Source organism: Streptomyces sp. NPDC091281 (assembly GCF_044757425.1).
GTDB lineage: Bacteria > Actinomycetota > Actinomycetes > Streptomycetales > Streptomycetaceae > Streptomyces.
Genome location: NZ_JBIVUY010000018.1, coordinates 40,045 through 57,528, shown reverse-complemented (window position 1 = coordinate 57,528; position 17,484 = coordinate 40,045). Strand labels below are relative to the sequence as shown.

The window sequence follows — 17,484 nt, the reverse complement described above, 5'->3', positions numbered from 1 at the left end:
CGCTCCTCGCAGAGGCCGGGCGGCGCGGAGCACACCCGCCGGGCCGATTCAAGAACATTCTAGGGCGAGTTAGGGCGAACCGGACGGCGGGGTGGTCGCGTCCGGCGTTCCCGCCGGGACTCTCGTCCTCAGGGCCGACCTTCGCCGCGCCGCCTACACCAGCGGCAGTACGGGCGACGGCCTGTGCCTGGAGGACGACGATGACGCGCCCGGCCGGACAGGATGAAGCCGTCACTCCGGCCCCCGTGCTCTCCGCGCACGGGCTCAGGTCCGCCGGAGCGCGCGGTGGCCACCGCCTTCTCTGTCACACCCCCCAGATCAGGAGAGCCTCCCCATGGCTACGCTGCTGTACCGACTGGGCCGTCTCGCGTTCCGGCACCGACGCCGCTTCGCCCTGCTGTGGCTGGCGGTCCTCGCCCTCGGCGCGCTCGCGGCCCTCAACGCCCCGGCGGCGCCGGAGGACGACTTCGCGATGCCGGGCACGGAGTCCCAGAAGGCGTTCCAGCTCCTCGACGAGCGCTTCCCGGGCGGCAAGGCCGACGGTGCCGACGCCCGTATCGTCCTCGTCGCCCCGGAGGGCCACCGCCTCACCTCGGGCGCCGACAAGGAGACCGTCAGCCGGGTCGTCGCCCGCGCCACCGACAGCCCCCAGGTCAAGAGCGTCCTCGACCCCTATGCGACGCACGCCGTCAGCGAGGACGGCCGTACCGCCTACGCCACCGTCACCTACGCCGTGAAGAGCGGCGACCTCACCGGGGCGACCAAGGGCGCGCTCACCGACGCGGTCCGCGCGGGCGAGGCCGCCGGTCTCACCGTGGAGATCGGCGGCAGCGCCCTGGAGGCCAAACCCGAACTCGGCGGCGTCACCGAGATCATCGGTCTGCTCGCCGCCGCGGTCGTCCTCGTGATCACCTTCCGGGCCCTGGTCGCGGCCGGTCTGCCGCTGCTCACCGCCCTGGTCGGCCTCGGCGTCGGCATCTGCGCGATCGTCGCCGTCGGCTTCTCCTCCACCACGACCACCCTGGCGCTGATGCTGGGGCTCGCCGTCGGCATCGACTACGCCCTGTTCATCCTCTCCCGCTACCGGTCCGAACGCGCCGCGGGCCACTCCTTCGAGGAGGCCGCGGGCCGGGCCGTCGGCACCGCCGGATCGGCCGTCGTCTTCGCCGGTCTCACCGTCGTCATCGCGCTCGCCGGGCTCTCCGTGGTCGGCGTGCCGACGCTGACCGGATGGGCCTCGCCGCGGCCGGTACGGTCGTGGTCGCCGTGCTGGTGGCGCTGACCCTGCTGCCCGCGCTGATCGGCTTCTTCCCGCGCGCCGTCCTGCCCCGCGCCCACCGCGCGCGGCAGCCCGCCCGGCCGCACCCCGCGACCGCCGACGCGGACACCGGGACCGCCACCGCAGCCGATGCCGCGGTCGACGTCGCGGCCGACATCGCCGCAGGACGCCGGACCGGCGACCGGGCCGCGCCGCCGGTCCGGGCGCCCAAGGAGTCCGCCGGAACCCGCTGGGCCCGCCTCGTGCTGCGCCGCCCGGTCGCCGCCCTGCTGCTCGGCGTCCTCGGCCTCGGCGTGCTCGCCCTGCCCGTCCTCGACCTGCGGCTCGGCCTGCCCGGCGACGAGGCGCAGCCCACCTCGACCACCCAGCGCCGGGCCTACGACGCCCTCGCCGAGGGCTTCGGCCCCGGATTCAACGGGCCGCTCACCGTCGTCGTCGACGCCCGCGGCGCCCGGGACCCGCAGGCGGCGGTCGACCGGGCCGCGAAGGACCTCGCCGCCACCGACGGCGTCGTCTCGGTCTCGCCCCCGGTGTTCGACGACGCCCGCGACACCGCTCTGCTCACCGCCGTCCCCGCCACCGGCCCCGGCACCGCCGCGACCGAGGACCTGGTCGGGACGATCCGCTTCGAGCGGGGCGCCCTGGAGCGGACGACCGGCGCCACCCTCCTCGTGACGGGCACGACCGCCGTCAACATCGACGTCTCGCAGAAGCTCACCGCCGCCCTGGTGCCCTACCTGGCCGTCGTGGTCGGCCTCGCCGTCCTGCTGCTGACGGTCGTCTTCCGGTCGCTGCTGATCCCGCTCAAGGCCGCCCTCGGCTTCCTGCTCTCGGTGGCCGCCGCGTTCGGCGTGATCGTCGCCGTCTTCCAGTACGGCTGGCTCGGCGGCCTCATCGGCGTCGAACAGACCGGGCCCGTCATGAGCATGATGCCGATCTTCCTGATCGGCGTGGTCTTCGGCCTGGCCATGGACTACGAGGTCTTCCTCGTGACCCGGATGCGGGAGGCCTACGTCCACGGCGAGTCCCCGCGCGACGCCGTCGTCACCGGGTTCCGGCACAGCGCCCGCGTGGTGGTGGCCGCCGCCGTCATCATGATCTCGGTCTTCGCCGGGTTCATCGGCTTCAGCGAGTCCCTGATCAAGATGATGGGCGTCGGGCTCTCCTCGGCCGTCCTGTTCGACGCCTTCGTGGTCCGCATGACCCTCGTCCCCGCCGCCCTCGCCCTCTTCGGCGACCGGGCCTGGTGGCTCCCGCGACGGCTGGACCGGGTCCTGCCCGACCTCGACGTGGAGGGCGAGCGGCTGACCCGCCGTCTGGAGCACCCGGACGGCCCCCGCGACACCGACGGCGCACCGGCCGCGGGCCGCGATCCCGTACGGGCGCGGGTCTGACCGGCCGCGGAGCCGGGGCAGGCGGGCGGGCCGGGGTCCGACCCGTCGGCCTGCCCCGGCCCGCCCGGGACAGGCACCCGGGACAGGGACGCACGAAGAGGAGAGGAGGAGAGCACGTGATCTTCGAAGGACGGCAGTGGACGCGGCGCCATCCCCGGGTGACGGACGCGGCCCTCGCGCTGTCGCTGTGCGGCCTCACCGCCCTCGCCGGCGCCATGTCCCGGCCCCCGGAGGTGACCGGACCGCCCCCGGTGGCGGTGTGCGCCGTCGTCGCCGTGTCCGCCGCCGCCCTGCTCGCGCACCGCCGCAGACCCCGCACCGCCGTCGCCGTCACCACCGCCTGCGTCATCGCCGTCGGCGCCCTGCACGGCTCCCCGGACGCCGACTTCTCCCCGCTCGCCGCCTGCACCACGCTCGCCGCCCTCTACTCCCTCGCCCTGCGCACCGACCGCCGTACGGCCGTCGTCCACACGGCCGCCGCCGCGGCCGCCCTGCTGGTCGCCTCCGTCGTGTGGGGCGGCGGGGGAGCCGGGGGCGACGCGGGCGGCTTCCTCCTGCGCCCCGAGCAGGTCGGCCTGCTCGGCTTCGTCCTGCTCTCCGCGGCCGTCGCCGACTCCGCCCGCAACCGGCGCGACTACGTGGCCGCCGTCGAGGCCCGCGCGGAACTCGCCGAACGCACCCGCGAGGACGAGGCCCGCCTGCGGGTCAGCGAGGAGCGGATGCGCATCGCCCGCGACCTGCACGACGTGGTCGCCCACCACATCGCCCTCGCCCGTATCCAGGCGGGCACCGCCCGCTACCTCCTGCGCGAGCGGCCCGACCGCGCCGCCCAGGTCATCGGCCACCTCGACGACACCACCGCCGCCGCGATGCGGGAGATCCGGGCCACCGTACGGCTGCTGCGCCGGGCGGACGACCCGGACGAACCGCTCCGCCCGGCCCCCTGCCTCGCCGCGCTGCCCGCCCTCCTGACCGCCTTCGGCCACGCCGGACTCACCGTCTCCCTGGACCGGCGCGGCACCGCGCGCCCCCTGCCGCCCGGCGTCGAGCTGACCGCGTACCGCGTCGTCCAGGAGGCGCTGACCAACGTGTCCAAGCACGCCGGGACGGCGTCCGCCGCCGTCCGCGTCCACTACGGCGGACGGCTGCTCACCCTCACCGTCACCGACGACGGCGGGGGCCCGCCGCGATCGCCCGGCGCGGGCTACGGCCTGATCGGCATGCGGGAGCGCGCCCGGTCCGCGGGCGGCCGCCCGCGGGCGGGACCCCGCCCCGGCGGCGGCTTCGAGGTCCACCTCGAACTGCCGTGCCCGGCCGGACACGGCCCGGACACCGCCACCGCAGGCGAGGCCGCGCCCGGCAACGACGACGCGCGGGCGGAGCGGCCGTGAGCCGGACCGACGGGACGGCGATCCGGGTGCTGCTCGCCGACGACCAGGCCCTCCTGCTGAGGACGTTCCAACTGCTCATCGACTCCTGCCCGGACATGGAGGTGGTGGGCCTCGCCGCCGACGGCGCACAGGCCCTGGACCGGGCCCGCGCCACCCGCCCGGACGTCGTGGTCATGGACGTACGGATGCCCGGCACCGACGGCCTGGCCGCCACCCGCGAGATCCGCCGCGACCCGGCCCTCGCCGGGACGCGCGTGCTCATCCTCACCACGTTCGAGACCGACGAGTACGTGTCCGGCGCGCTGCGTGCCGGAGCGCACGGCTTCCTCGGCAAGGACGTCGCGCCCGAGCGGCTGATAGACGCCATCCGCGCCGTCGTGGCGGGCGAGACGCCGCTGTCGCCCGCCGCGACCCGCACGGTCGTCGACGCCTACCTCTCCCGCCCGCACGGCGGCGACGCGGTGCCCGCGGCCCTGGACCGGCTGACCGAGCGCGAACGGGAGGTCATGGCGCAGGCGGCGCGCGGTCTGTCCAACGAGGAGATCGCCCTGCGTCTGCACCTCAGCCCGCTCACCGTGCGCACCCATGTGCAGCGGACCATGACGAAGCTGGGCGCCCGGCACCGCGCGCACCTCGTCGCGCTCGCCTACCGGACGGGACTGGTCAGGGTCGGGCACCCCTGGGACTGACCGCCGGGACGGCGTCGGGGCGCCCGCCGGTGGCGTGTCCGTCGGCGCGGTCCAGCACGGCCGGGACCAGGGCGCGCGAGTACCGGCCCGTACCGAGGGCGTGGGCGGCCCGCAGGTCGTCCAGGGTGTCCACGTCCAGCCGGACGCCGGGCACCGCCGGGGCCGTCAGTTCCCACACCCCGCGACGGCGGTGCCGCAGCCGGGAGTTGCCCTCGAAGCACGGCAGGAGGTCGTCCGGGCGCCCCGCCGCGAGCAGCGTGGTGCCGCGCCGCGTGTGGTCCGCGAGGAAGGCCCGCGGGTGGTGCGCGGCGGCGGCCAGCACCTCGGTCAGCTCGGCGCTGCGCAGTGCGGGCAGATCGGCCGTCAGCACCGCCACGGGACCGCTCCCGCCCGCCGCCGCCAGCCCGGCCGCGGCGGCCCGTACGGCGGAGTTGAGGCCGGCGGCGGGACCGTCCGGCACGCTGCCCGCCCCCGCCGACCGGGCGTCGGCCGCCGCCGTCCCGTCGTCCGTCACGACCAGGACCGCACCGATCCCGGTCGTGGCCAGGACCGCGTCGAGGGTGTCCCGGAAGAAGGCGCGGGCGAGCGCCGCGCGGTCCGCCTCATCCGGGCACCACAGCCGGGACTTGGCCCGGTGGAACGGCTTCACCGGCAGCAGGACGGTCCAGTCGGCCGCCACCGCGTCACTCCGCGGACGCCGCGGGCGGACCGGCCGACGCGGGACACGACGACGGCGCCGACGAGGGAGCGGTGAGCAGGGGAAGCAACCGCCCCGCGGCCACCCCGCCGGAACGCGGCGGTGCCGTCTCGCAGCCTGCCGCACCGCCGGAACCCGGCCGCGGCGGCAGACGGGGCAGGACGCCGTCGGACGCCACGGCGGCCGCTCTCCGCTCGTCCGGCACCGCACCGTACAGCGTGCCGCGCTGCCGGGCGGGCCGCCCGGCAGCCCGCGCCACCGCCTCCAGCTCGCTCACCGACCGGTACGAACCGTGCCGCGAGCCCGCCATCCGGGAGATCGTCTCCTCCATCAGCGTGCCGCCGAGGTCGTCGGCGCCGCACCGCAGCATCTCCGCCGCGCCCTCCGCGCCGAGCTTCACCCAGCTGGTCTGGACGTGCGGCACCAGACCGTGGAGCAGCAGCCGTGCCATCGCGGTCACCACCCGGTTCTCCCTTGGCGTGGGACCGGGCCGGGCGATCCCGGCGAGGTACACGGGCGCGTTGTCCGGCACGAACGGCAGCGTCACGAACTCGGTGAAGCCGCCCGTGCGCCGCTGTATCCCGGCCAGCACCCGCAGATGGCGCAGCCAGTGGCCGGGATGGTCCACATGCCCGTACATCATCGTCGACGAGGAGCGCAGGCCCAGCTCGTGCGCCGTCTCCACCACCTCGACCCAGGTCGCGGCGGGCAGCTTCGCGCGGGTCAGGATCCAGCGCACCTCGTCGTCGAGGATCTCGGCCGCCGTACCGGGGACGCTGTCGAGCCCGGCGTCGCGCGCGGCCGTCAGCCACTCCCGGACCGAAAGCCCCGCGCGCGCCGCCCCGTTGACGACCTCCATCGGCGAGAACGCGTGCAGATGCAGCCCCGGCACCCGCTCCTTCACCGCGCGGGCGATGTCGAAGTACACCGTGCCCGGCAGGTCGGGATGGATGCCGCCCTGCACGCACACCTCGGTGGCCCCCGCCCGCCACGCCTCCTCGGCCCGGTCGGCGACCTCCGCCAGCGACAGCGTGTACGCGTCGACGTCGCTCCGCCGCTGCGCGAACGCGCAGAACCGGCAGCCCGTGTAGCAGACGTTGGTGAAGTTGATGTTCCGCGTCACGACGTACGTGACGGTGTCGCCGACCGTGTCCCGGCGCACGTCGTCGGCGATCCGGCACAGCGCGTCCAGCGCCGCACCGTCCGCGGTGAACAGGGCGCCCGCCTCGCCGTCGGTGAGCCGCGCCGGATCGTCGGCCGCCCGCCGCAGCGCCGCCCGCACGTCCCCCGGCAGCCGCTCCACCGCACCGACCGACGCGGCGTTCTCCCGTACGGCGTCCCAGTTGCCGTAGACGCTCGCGAAGTCGCTCCGCCGGTCGGCCGACCGGCCCTCGGTGTCGATGCCCCGGTGCAGATCCGTCCGGCCGGACAGGGTCAGCGACGCGTCCGCGCTCTGCCACGGCAGCCCGCGCGGCACCGCGCCCTCACGGGCCAGCCCCGTCTCCGGGTCCGCCAGCGCCGTCACGTGCGGCAGCACCCGCGGGTCGATCCACGGATCGCCCCGGCGGATGAACTCCGGGTACACGGTGAGCCGTTCGCGCAGGCTGAAGCCCGCCTCGGCGGTCCACCGGGCCAACTCCCCGATCCGCGGCCAGGGATGCTCGGGGTTGACGTGGTCCGGGGTCAGCGGGGAGACACCGCCCCAGTCGTCGATCCCGGCGGCCAGCATCGACGCGTGCTCGCCGCCCACCAGGTTCGGCGGTGCCTGGATACGCGCCGACGGACCCAGCACCAGCCGCGCCACGGCGATCGCGGCGGCCAGCCCGTCCAGCGGGGCGTGCGGCACGGACCGCATCGCGGTGCCCGGTTTGGCGCGGAAGTTCTGCACGATCACCTCCTGCACGCCGTCGTGCTCCCGCGCCACCGCGCGCAGCGCGAACAGCGACGCGGCGCACTCCTCGGGCGTCTCCCCGATACCGATCAGGATGCCCGTGGTGAAGGGCACACTGCTGCGCCCGGCGTCCTGGAGCACCCGCAGCCGTACGGCGGGAGCCTTGTCCGGGGAACCGTGGTGCGGCCCGCCCGGCTCGGTGTGCAACCGGGCCGCCGTCGTCTCCAGCATCATGCCCATGGACGGCGCGACCGGCTTCAGCCGCTGGAGGTCGGTCCAGGTCAGCACCCCCGGATTGAGGTGGGGCAGCAGACCCGTCTCCTCCAGCACCCGGACCGCCATCGCGCGGACGTAGCCGAGCGTGCTGTCGTAGCCGTGCGCGTCGAGCCAGGCGCGCGCCTCGGGCCAGCGGTCCTCCGGCCGGTCCCCGAGGGTGAACAGGGCTTCCTTGCAGCCCAGTTCCGCCCCGCGCCGGGCCAGGTCCAGCACCTGGTCCGGCCCGAGGAACAGCTCCTCGCCCGCGCGCCGCAACCGGTCGGGTGTCGTGGCGAACGTGCAGTAGTGGCAGCGGTCCCGGCACAGCCTGGTGAGCGGCACGAACACCTTCCGGGAGTACGTGATCACGCCGGGGCGGCCGACCGCCCGCAGCCCGGCGTCCCGGACGCGGGCCGCCGCCGCGGCGAGCCGGGTCAGGTCGGGGCCGCGCGCCTGGAGCAGGACGGCGGCCTCCCCGACGTCGAGCGTCACCCCGTCGTCCGCCCGTCTGAGCGCCCGGCGCAGGGCGGAAGCGGTCGGCCTGCCGCGAGCGGCGGCGCCGTCGGAACCGGTCATGGCTCTCCTCGGGACGTGCGGGGATACGGGAGGGGTGTGAGGGCGTGCGGGGGTGGGTGTGGGTGTGCGGGGGTGGGTGTGGGTGTGGCCCGTGGTGGGTGGGCGGTGGTGCCGCGGACCGGTCCCCTCGGCGGACCGTCCGCGGCACCCCGGGCCCCGCCCGGTGGCGGTGGCGCCCGAACGGGGCGTCCCTCCACGGGGCGGGGCGTCGGTGGGGCGGGTCAGGGACGCCCGCCGGGGCCGCCGGGCCGACCGGGCCCGCCGGCCAGTTCGGGGCGGGCCGCGGCGTAGGCGCCGACCGTGGACTGCATCCGGCCCGACTTCGTGACGACGCTGACCTCCGGCCACGGCGGGGCCGGCAGTGCGCCGTCCGGGGTGGTGACGGCCAGGTCCAGATGGTCCAGGTGGACGTGGAACGACGCCATCATCGGCAGGACGGCGTCGTCCTTGCCGAACGGACCGTAGGAGACCTTGAGAACGCCGTCGTCGAGGACGTAGGAGAGCATCAGGTCCGGCGAGAGGGCCGGGTGGGTCGTCGTCCACCGGAAGGTCAGCGCGTGCGGCGGATCGACGCGGGTCACCTTGCCCAGCGCGAACGCCTTGGTCTGGGGGTTGAGATGGGCGTACACCGTGGCGCCCTCCCGCAACTCCGGGAAGAAGTCCACCGGGTGCTGCCAGAGCGTCAGCCGGGCGGGGTCGGTGAGCGCCGCCCAGACCGCCTCGGGCGCGTGGGCCACCGGCCGTGCGAACTCGATCCAGCGGCCCGCCTCGTCCTCCCGGACCACGCCGTCCGGCGCGGTCTCGGGGACCGCGTCGCCCTCCGGCGCGCTCCCGGCGGGCCGGCCGCCGGGCCGCTGCCGGTTCGCCGGGCCGAGCTGCCGCGGGTCGAAGCTGTGGAAGGCGACCTTGGACGGCGTCACCCGGATCTGGAGGACGGTGACCTCCGCCTGCTCCCGCTCGGTCGGCGCGGCGGTGCCCCCCTCCTCGGCGTGGCCCTCGAGCAGCCGGGCCTTCTGCTCCCGCTGGAGTTCGTGGACGGTCGCCGTGCCGCGCACCTCGACGTACCGCATGGGCGAAGCGGGGTCGATGACCAGGACGTTGACCCGGGGGTCGGCCTGGATGTTCTTGAGCCGCTTCGCGGTCGGGGCGGTGTTGGACACCAGCTGGTCGCCGTCCAGCACGACTCCGGCGACGACGGAGTGCGGACTGCCGTCCGGCAGGAGGGTGGTGAAGGTGGCCGGGGTCTTGCTGCTGAGGAGAGCTGCGGCTTCCGGAGGGAACATGGTGGCTCCTAGGGCGGGTGCCCGGCGCGTCGGCTCGGCGGAGCGCGCTCGGCGACCCGTGTCGAGGGGTGAGGGAGCCGGTCGGAGCCGCGCCGTCCGGGAAGGGAGGGGAGGGAAGACGCGGGGGCCGACCGGCGTGAGCGGTGGCGACGGGGAGGTGAGCAAGGGGGGAATGTGTGGGGAGCGCGGGTCCGCGAGTCCGTAGACCGCGCGTCGGTACGTCCGCGCGTCGGTAGGTCCGTGGATCTGCCGGTCTGTGGGTCAGTCGGCCTGTGGACCCGTGGCGTCACGGGGATTCGGGGCTCTGAGGACCGCGTGTTCCGGTCGGGACGCGGGGGAACCGGGAGCGGGGCCGGGGCCTCAGCCGGTCCGGTGGGCCGCCTCGGCGAGGTCCCGCAGATGCGGCAGGGCGGCGGCGATGCGGTCGACCGCATCGGGACTGAGCGTGCCCAGGGCCGCCTCGACGTTGCGGTAGATGCCCGCGTTGACCTCGCGGCCCTCCGCCAGCATGCGGGGGGTGGGCCGCAGTTGGGCCTGGCGCCGGTCGGCCGGGTCGGGGGCCCGTTCCAGGAGTCCGTCCTTCACCAGCAGGGTGACCAGCGTGCTGACGTTGTTGGGCTGCATGCGCAGCAGCCGCGCGGCCTCCCGCACACTGACGCCGGGCTGGTCGGTCACGAGCTGGAGCAGCTCCACCTGCGCCGGGGGCCGGACGTGTTCACCGGCCGGGGCCCGCGTGGCCTGGAGCAGCGTGCGATGCAGGGTCCACACCAGTCGGGCGAGGTCGGCGGGAAGATCCTGCTGGGGCATGACGCGACTGTACCTCCTGCCCCGGCGCGGGCCGGGTGACGTCCGGTCAGGCGACGCAGATCCCGGGCATGGCCATCTTCTCGTAGAGGACGGGGTAGGCGACCGAGCCGTCGGGCGGGAGGATGAGGGAGTCCGCGAAGTCCTTGCGGGCGAAGACGGCCTTGAGCGCGTCCCCCGACTCCCAGACCGCGACATTGGTCAGTACCCGGCTGTCGCCGACCCCCCGGTAGAGCTGGGCCGAGATGAAGCCGGGCTGGACCGTCATCACCTCGCACTCCCGCCGCCACGCCTCCAGACAGGCGTCGATCTGCCCCTCGGGCGCGATGAAGGTGTTGATGACGGTGACCGGGCTGTCGCCCGACTGCTCGACCTGCGTGAAGAACGGGCAGCTGCTGTCGATGTCCCTGATGTCCATCATGGTGTGTGTCTCCGTTTCGCCGCCGCGCGAGAGCGCGGCCGGATGTGCGGGTGGGAGCCCCGCCGGGGCGCGGTCGGTGCCGTCCGGCCGGTGGCGGGGTACGGCCGGTGAGGACCGGCGGGAGAGGTCCGGGGTGCGGCGTCCGCCGTACGGCGCCCGTCCCGGGGCGGTGGGAACGGCGCGTTCCGCGCTCGCGACCACCGGGAATTTGACTCTACTACTAGAGGTTATGAAGCGCACCCCCGTGGCGGGTCAAGACTTCCCCCGGCCTGTGGCCCTCCCCGGCGCGGGCCGCCGGCCCGGCACCCGGTCCGGCCCGGCACCCGGTCCGGTCAGTCTTCCGGGTCGGCGGCGGGCGGCTTCTCCTGGACGCACTCGTTGAGCGTCTCGCCCAGGCCCTCGATCACGGTCCGCAGGACCTGGCCCTCCCGCAGATAGACCTGCGGGCTGCGCCCGTCGCCCACCCCGCCCGGCGTTCCCGTGCAGATCACGTCGCCCGGCAGCAGGGTGACGATCTCGCTGACGTACGCCACGATGTCCGCGATCCCGAAGAGCAGGTCCGAGGTGCGGGAGCGCTGCATGACGACCCCGTCGACCTCGCAGCGGATCTCCAGGTCCGGTTCGCGGTCCCCGAACTCGTCGGACGTGACCAGCTCCGGGCCGAGCGGGGTGGTCGCCTCGAAGGTCTTGCCGGACAGGAACTCGCGGGTCCGGCGCTGGTAGTCGCGGACCGTCACGTCGTTCACGACCGTGTACCCGGCCACGTGGTCCAGGGCCCGGTGGCGCGGCACGTGACGGGCGGGACGGCCTATCACGAAGCCCAGCTCCGCCTCCCAGTCGACGCGGTCGCTCACGTGCGGCAGCGTGATGGGGTCGCGGGCGCCGATCAGAGCGCCGTCGAACTTCGCGAAGAGCGTGGGGTGACGGGGTGTGTCCCGGCCCATCTCCGCGATGTGGGACGCGTAGTTGAGCCCCAGGCAGACGATCTTGTTCGGGTGGGGCACCACCGGTGCGTGGATCGCCTCCCGTACCGCCACCCGCCCCCAGTGGTCGTCCGCCGTGACCCGGCGCCAGTCCGCTCCTGACGCGAGCAGGGCGCCCACGTCGGGGTGGGGCAGCAGGGCGTAGGAGTCCCCGTCGAGCCGTGCCGCGTAGGTCTGTTCCCGTACCCGCAGTGTGGCGAGTCGCATGAGGTGCCTCGTCTTCCGTCGTCAGTGCCTGCCGGCGTTCGTCGGTGTTCGTCGGTGTCGTCCGTCGTTGACCTGCCGTGGCACCAGATCGTACGCTAGTCGCGAAATACAGGAAAGGTGTCCTGCTAAACGAGACAGGACATCGAGGAGATCGACGACATGAGACGGGAGAACGAGGTGGCGATCACCGGACTCGGCCACACGGGCCTGTGGGTGTACGACCTGGAGAAGATGCGCGACTTCTACGAGCGGGTGCTGGGCCTGACGGTCACCGACTCCGACGACAGGCTGGAGATCGTCTTCTTCAGCGCCCGGCCGGAGGAGGAGCACCACGAGTTCGTCCTCCAGCGCGGCCGGACCGCCGCGATCGGGGACAGGCAGCAGCACCAGATCTCCTGGCGGGTGGACACGCTGGAGGACCTGCGCGCGTTCCACGAGCGGTTCGCCGCCGAGGGCGTCCCTGTCCAGCAGGAAGTGACCCACGGCAACGCCTTCGGCATCTACTTCTTCGACCCCGAGGGCAACCGCAACGAGGTCTATCTCCGCGTCGAGCGGGACGTCCGCCAGCCGTTCCGCAAGAGCATCGACTTCGGCCTGCCCGCGGCGGAGATCTACGCCGAGGCCGACCGGCTGCTCGCCGACGGTGGCGACCCCTACCAGCCGGTGCGCTGAAGGCCGACGGCGCGCGGACCCCGGCCCGGGGCCGCGGGCCGTCGCCGGCGCATCCGGCACCGGCGGGAACCCTGATACGTTTCCTGCATGTCAGGAATCACGCGACGTGAGACAGGAAGCGGCCAGGGGTACCGGGGACGCAACTCCACGGCGGACCGGGCGCTGGACATCCTGCTGATGTTCACCGACGACCGGCTCGACCTCTCCGCCACCGAGGTCGCCGCCCGGCTCGACGTGGCCCGCTCCACGGCCTACCGCTACCTCCAGAGCCTCACCGCCAACGGCTTCCTGGAGGAGAGCGCCGGTTCCGGCTTCCGCCTCGGCCCCCGGGTCATCGACCTCGCCCGGCTGGCCCGCAAGGGCGTCGGCCTCTCCGACCTGGCCCGTCCCGTCATGCGGGAGCTGGTGGAGCGCACCGGCACACCCGCCCTGCTCACCCGGCGCTCCGGCGGGGCCGTGGTCTGCCTGGAACGGGAGGAGGCGGGCACCGCGCTGCGCCTTTCCTACGAGCGCGGTCAGGTCCTCGCGGTCAACGCCGGGGCCGCGGCGCTCGCCCTGACCGCCTGGGCCCCGGCGGCGGAACTCGACGAACTGCTCGCCGGACCGCTGCCCCGCTACACCGACGCCACCCACACCGACCCCGACGAACTGCGCGCCCGCCTCGCCGAGATCCGCGAGCAGGGGCACGCCATCGGCCGCGGCGAGCTGGACCCCGACGTCCTCGGCGTCGGCGCCCCGGTCACCGACGACCACGGCGCGGTCGTCGCGGCGCTCAGCATCGCCGCGCTCTCCCACCGCGTCCCCGACCGCGAAGTCCCGCGCTACGTCAAGGCGGTGCGGGAGGCGGCGGCCGAACTCTCCGACCAGATCAGGCGCATGGGCGCCGGCTGACGGGGGAGCGCGCGCCGACGGCCGCGACCCCTCCCGAGGGAGACGCCGCGGCCGTCAGCCGTACGCGGTCAGTCATCAGCCATCAGCCATCAGCCATCGGCCGTCAGCGTCAGCCGCCAGTCGTGCGCTCTGCGCAGCTGGCGGCACGACGCGGCCTACACGCTGTGCGCGCCCGTCATCAGACCGGCCAGATCGTCCGGCTTGATGAACGAAGGGGGCGGCGGCGGCCCCCAGTTGAACAGTCCCTTGGCGTCGTCGAAGACCTCGGGCTTCCAGAGCTGGTCGTCCACCACGCAGTCCATGTCGGAGTAGTACTCGGAGAAGTTCCCGGCCGGGTCCTTGAGGTACCAGAAGAAGTTCGAACCGGCGTGGTGGCGGCCGAGCCCCCACACATGCCGCTCGGGGTGGTCCTCCAGCATCGCCATCGCACCCCGGCCGACGTCGTCCACGTCGTCGACCTGCCAGGACGTGTGGTGCAGGAAGGGCACCGGCGCCGACAGCACCAGCACGTTGTGGTGGTCGGTGGAGCAGCGCAGGAACGCGCCCACGTCGCCCATCAGGTCCGACACCTTCAGGCCGAGCCCGTCCCGGAAGAACCCGGTGGTCGCCGCGAAGTCGGTGGTGCCGACGACCGCGTGCCCGAGCTTGCGGGGCCGTACCGGCCGCTCCCGCACCAGGCCGGGCGCGCGCCGGTCGACGCGTTCGGTGCGGCCGGGGCCGTTGTACGGCGTGGCGGCGGTCTCCGGCTGGACCACGCGGGGCTCGACCCGCAGCACGGCGTTCAGCGCGGTGGTCCGCTCGATCGCGGTGAGCGTGGGGCCGTCCCGGTGACTGTGGACGCCCAGCCGGGTGAGGCGGGCCGCGACCCGGTCGAGGTCGTCGGGGCTGTCCACGCCGATCGACAGCTCCACCAGCCGACGGGTGGGCGCGGGGACGACGCGCAGCTGGCGGCCTCCGTCGCGGGTGCTCAGCCAGCCCCCGTCCTCGGGGGTGAGGCCGAACTCGGTGTAGTAGGCGATCGTCCGGGCGGGGTCGGGGACGCCCATCACGATCGAGGACAGTCGGTGCAGGGCCATGGCGGACTCCTCGGTCAGCGGTGCGGTCGGGCGCGGAAGGTCTGGCGCAGCTCCCCGATGCCCTCGACCTCGCTCACCAGCACGTCGCCGGGGGAGATCCAGCGCTGCGGGGTGCGGCCCAGGCCGACCCCCGCGGGGGTGCCGGTGAAGAGGACGTCCCCGGGAAGCAGCGGCAGGACCGCCGACAGCCGGGCGACCAGCGCCGGGACGGAGAAGACGAGGTCGCCGGTGCGGCCCTTCTGCATCTCCTCGCCGTTCAGGGTGCAGCCGAGGGCGAGGTCGTCGGGGTCGGCGAAGGTGTCGGGGGTGACCAGGACGGGGCCGGTGGGGGAGAACCCCGGGAAGGACTTGCCGAGCCCGAACTGCGGTGCTGGTCCGGCGAGTTGGGTTTCGCGTTCGGAGAGGTCCTGTCCGGCGGTGAGCCCGGCGACATACAGCCAGGCGTCGTCCTCGGCGACGTGGTGGGCCCGTCGGCCGATGACGGCGACGAGTTCCACCTCCCAGTCGGTCCGGCCGTCCGGCGGGAGGTCCACCTCGGTGACCGGGCCGGTGATGCTGGAGACGTACTTGGGGAACACCGGCGGCAGGGTGCTCGGGACCTCGTAGCCGGACTCGTCGGCGTGGGCGCGGTAGTTGAGCCCGACGGCGAAGACCTGGCGGGGGCGGGGCGCGGGGGCGCCCAGTTCCTCGGGGGAGAAGGGGCGTCCCGGCGGCAGGACGGCGGTGGCCTGCCAGCCGCGGAAGGCCGACCAGACCTCGTAGACGTCCTGCGGATCGGGGCCGAACCGGCCGTCGCTGGCCTGCTCGACGTCCACGGCCAGCCCCTCGTCGGTGACGAGGACGAGCCGGCCGGAGAGATGTGCGGTGCGCACGAACTGCTCCTGTTCACGGTGCGGGTGGGGGAGGGGGCCGCTGGGCCCCGGATCGGGGGGAGGGCGTTCAGACGAGGGGGGTGATGGTCTCGTCGACGCCGAGCAGGGCCTTGCCGTAGACCTCCAGGGCCACGGTCGGCGCGGCCACGGCGTGCCGACCGGCGGTGTTGGCGTCCCGCCAGATCCGCTGGAGCGGGTTGAACTCGGCGAAGGACGCGGCGCCGTGCACGTTCAGCAGGATGCCGATCGCGTCCAGCACGTTCTGGATCGCCCAGCCGGTGTAGGCGCGCACGCGGGCCCGCTCGGTGAAGTCCGGATACCTGCCCGCTGCCGCCGCCTCGTCGATCTCGGCGGCGGCCCGCTCCGCGAGCAGGGTGGCGGTGTCGATGCGCAGCGCGGCCTCGGCGACCTGGAGCTGCACGGCCACCGACTCGGCCTGCGTCTCGTAGAAGGTGTACGAGATCGGCTTCTGCCCGGCCTTGTCGGTGACGTATTTCAACGCGGCCCGCCCGAGGCCGAGTTGGGGTCCGGCCAGGACGAGCGACAGGATCGGCACGAACGCGGAGCGGGACAGGACCTCGTCCTCGTACTCGGTGGCGTAGCGGCCCTCGATGGCGTCAGGCACCGAGATCACCCGGTGCTCGGGGACGAAGACGTCCTCCCCGATCAGGCAGTTGGAGGCGGTGCCCTTCATGCCCGCGACGAACCAGGTGTCCTCCAGGTCCAGGTCCTCCCGCGGTATCAGGGCCAGTCCCTGGTCCACCACCGTGCCGTCGGCGTCGGTCACCGGGATGCCGAGCACCGCCCATCCGGAGTGCGGGGAACCGGAGTTGTAGTACCAGCGGCCCGACACCCGCCAGCCGCCGTCCACCTTCACGGTGGTGGAGGTCGGGGTGAGCACGCCGGTGACCTTCGCCTCCGGGTCGGAGCCGAACACGTCGTCCTGCGCCTTGGCGGGGAAGAGACTCGTCAGCCAGTTGCACACGTTGACGAGGGTGACCACCCAGGAGGTGGAGCCGTCGCCCTCGGCGAGCGCGGCGGACACCTCCAGCATGGTCCGCATGGAGGACTGGTGGCCGCCGTAGCGCCGCGGTGTGGCCAGCTTGAACAGGCCGGACTCCGCGAGGGCGTCGATCACCTCGTCCGGCACGCGTCGGCCGCTCTCGGTGGTGGCGGCGTGCTCGCGCAGCAGGGGTTGCAGGGCCACGGCCCTGGCGAGGAGTTCGTCGTGGGTCGTCATCGTGCGTCTCTCTGTCGGGGTCGCCCGACGAACGGGACGTCCGCGGCGACGAGGAGGGGGGTGAAGGTCAAGGGTCAAGAGAGGTGAAGAGGTGGAGGAAGGTGGAGGAAGGTGGGGTTCGTGGGGTGGCGAGGCGGGTGATGCGGGGCGGGCCGGGGTGGTGCGCGTCCGGGCTCAGCGGGCGAACGCGGCGACCTGGTCCCCGATGGGGCGGCGCGGGCGCTGCGCGTACCCGGAGTGGGTGCCGAAGGTGCGGTAGCCGTAGACCAGGGGAGCCGCCGGGACGGTGCGCGCGTGCACGACCGCGCCGAGCAGCAGCAGGTGGTCGCCGCCCTCGACGGTCCGGGCGAGGTCGCAGACGAGCCAGCTCGGTGCCGCCGTGAGCCGGGGCACCCCGTGGTCGAGGTGCCAGTCGACCCCGCCGAACCGGTCGGCGTCGCGCCGGGCGAACCCGAGGGCGAGGTCTCCCTGGGCGTGGCCGAGGACGTTGACGCCGAAGCGGCCGGTCGCGGCGATGTGCCCGAGGACCCGGGAACCGCGGTCCAGGGCCACGGTCACCATGGGCGGACGGAGCGACAGCGACGCGAACGCGCTCACCGTGGCGCCGTGCGGAGTGCCCCCGGTCGCGGTCGTGACGACCGTGACCGGCGCGCAGACGGCGGCCATCAGATCGCGGAACTCCTGTTCACCGAGGGTGGCGGTCATCGTGCCTCCAGGGGGCTCTTCATTCATCATGATGATTAGGGTGATGCTGCATCCCGGTTTTGCTGAGCGTCAAGAGGTGCGACGCTGTCCACCACAATGAATCGGCGGTTGAACCGGCGGTCGACGCGACGGCTGACAGGGCGGTCGGCTCGACGGTC

The 17,484-nt window shown here is 74.2% G+C and carries 14 protein-coding genes and 1 pseudogene; 5 read left to right on the top strand and 10 right to left on the bottom strand.

The annotated features are described in order from the left end of the window. Positions 1–334 precede the first annotated feature (334 nt). From ACIQPQ_RS35100 to ACIQPQ_RS35090, 3 genes and pseudogenes are all read left to right on the top strand, one after another. A pseudogene (locus ACIQPQ_RS35100) lies at positions 335–2,673 on the top strand (MMPL family transporter). A gap of 116 nt (positions 2,674–2,789) precedes the next feature. Further along, positions 2,790–4,064: a sensor histidine kinase gene (locus tag ACIQPQ_RS35095; protein ID WP_401312351.1), complete on the top strand. Its 1,275-nt coding sequence runs from the start codon at positions 2,790–2,792 to the stop codon at positions 4,062–4,064. Then, positions 4,061–4,753 carry a response regulator gene (locus ACIQPQ_RS35090; RefSeq protein WP_401312348.1) on the top strand — a complete coding sequence of 231 codons (693 nt, stop codon included), beginning with the start codon at positions 4,061–4,063 and terminating at the stop codon, positions 4,751–4,753. The genes ACIQPQ_RS35095 and ACIQPQ_RS35090 overlap by 4 nt, the downstream gene beginning before the upstream one ends. Here the strand turns inward: ACIQPQ_RS35090 and cofC are convergent. The 6 genes from cofC to ACIQPQ_RS35060 all read right to left on the bottom strand — a co-directional run bounded on the left by cofC (position 4,728) and on the right by ACIQPQ_RS35060 (position 11,870). Then, entirely contained in the window at positions 4,728–5,432 is a 705-nt protein-coding gene (gene cofC, locus ACIQPQ_RS35085; protein ID WP_401312345.1) for a 2-phospho-L-lactate guanylyltransferase, read from the bottom strand. The two genes, ACIQPQ_RS35090 and cofC, sit on opposite strands and share 26 nt — an antisense overlap. A gap of 4 nt (positions 5,433–5,436) precedes the next feature. Further along, positions 5,437–8,172, bottom strand: a complete 2,736-nt coding sequence (locus ACIQPQ_RS35080) for a bifunctional FO biosynthesis protein CofGH (RefSeq protein ID WP_401312343.1) — start codon at positions 8,170–8,172, stop codon at positions 5,437–5,439. Between the two features lie 221 nt (positions 8,173–8,393). Next, entirely contained in the window at positions 8,394–9,455 is a 1,062-nt protein-coding gene (locus tag ACIQPQ_RS35075; protein WP_401312340.1) for a pyridoxamine 5'-phosphate oxidase family protein, read from the bottom strand. Between the two features lie 360 nt (positions 9,456–9,815). Next, positions 9,816–10,262, bottom strand: coding sequence for a MarR family winged helix-turn-helix transcriptional regulator (locus ACIQPQ_RS35070; RefSeq protein WP_401312337.1), 447 nt, complete (start codon positions 10,260–10,262; stop codon positions 9,816–9,818). Positions 10,263–10,308: 46 nt separating this feature from the next. Next, on the bottom strand, positions 10,309–10,680 hold the full coding sequence (locus ACIQPQ_RS35065; RefSeq protein WP_401312334.1) for an antibiotic biosynthesis monooxygenase family protein: 372 nt from the start codon (positions 10,678–10,680) through the stop codon (positions 10,309–10,311). 332 nt (positions 10,681–11,012) lie between these two features. Next, positions 11,013–11,870, bottom strand: coding sequence for a fumarylacetoacetate hydrolase family protein (locus ACIQPQ_RS35060; RefSeq protein ID WP_401312331.1), 858 nt, complete (start codon positions 11,868–11,870; stop codon positions 11,013–11,015). Between the two features lie 159 nt (positions 11,871–12,029). On the opposite strand from ACIQPQ_RS35060, the gene ACIQPQ_RS35055 reads away from it, so the two are divergent. Continuing rightward, positions 12,030–12,542, top strand: coding sequence for a VOC family protein (locus ACIQPQ_RS35055; RefSeq protein WP_401312328.1), 513 nt, complete (start codon positions 12,030–12,032; stop codon positions 12,540–12,542). Between the two features lie 87 nt (positions 12,543–12,629). Beyond that, positions 12,630–13,433, top strand: a complete 804-nt coding sequence (locus ACIQPQ_RS35050) for an IclR family transcriptional regulator (RefSeq protein ID WP_401312326.1) — start codon at positions 12,630–12,632, stop codon at positions 13,431–13,433. Between the two features lie 155 nt (positions 13,434–13,588). On the opposite strand, the gene ACIQPQ_RS35045 is transcribed toward ACIQPQ_RS35050, so the two are convergent. From ACIQPQ_RS35045 to ACIQPQ_RS35030, 4 genes are all read right to left on the bottom strand, one after another. Then, on the bottom strand, positions 13,589–14,509 hold the full coding sequence (locus tag ACIQPQ_RS35045; RefSeq protein WP_401312323.1) for a VOC family protein: 921 nt from the start codon (positions 14,507–14,509) through the stop codon (positions 13,589–13,591). 14 nt (positions 14,510–14,523) lie between these two features. Beyond that, positions 14,524–15,381: a fumarylacetoacetate hydrolase family protein gene (locus ACIQPQ_RS35040; protein ID WP_401312320.1), complete on the bottom strand. Its 858-nt coding sequence runs from the start codon at positions 15,379–15,381 to the stop codon at positions 14,524–14,526. Positions 15,382–15,448: 67 nt separating this feature from the next. Beyond that, positions 15,449–16,621 carry an acyl-CoA dehydrogenase family protein gene (locus tag ACIQPQ_RS35035; protein WP_401312317.1) on the bottom strand — a complete coding sequence of 391 codons (1,173 nt, stop codon included), beginning with the start codon at positions 16,619–16,621 and terminating at the stop codon, positions 15,449–15,451. Positions 16,622–16,795: 174 nt separating this feature from the next. Next, positions 16,796–17,326 (bottom strand): flavin reductase family protein, encoded by a 531-nt coding sequence (locus ACIQPQ_RS35030; protein ID WP_401312314.1) that lies wholly within the window; start codon positions 17,324–17,326, stop codon positions 16,796–16,798. Between the last annotated feature and the right edge of the window lie 158 nt (positions 17,327–17,484).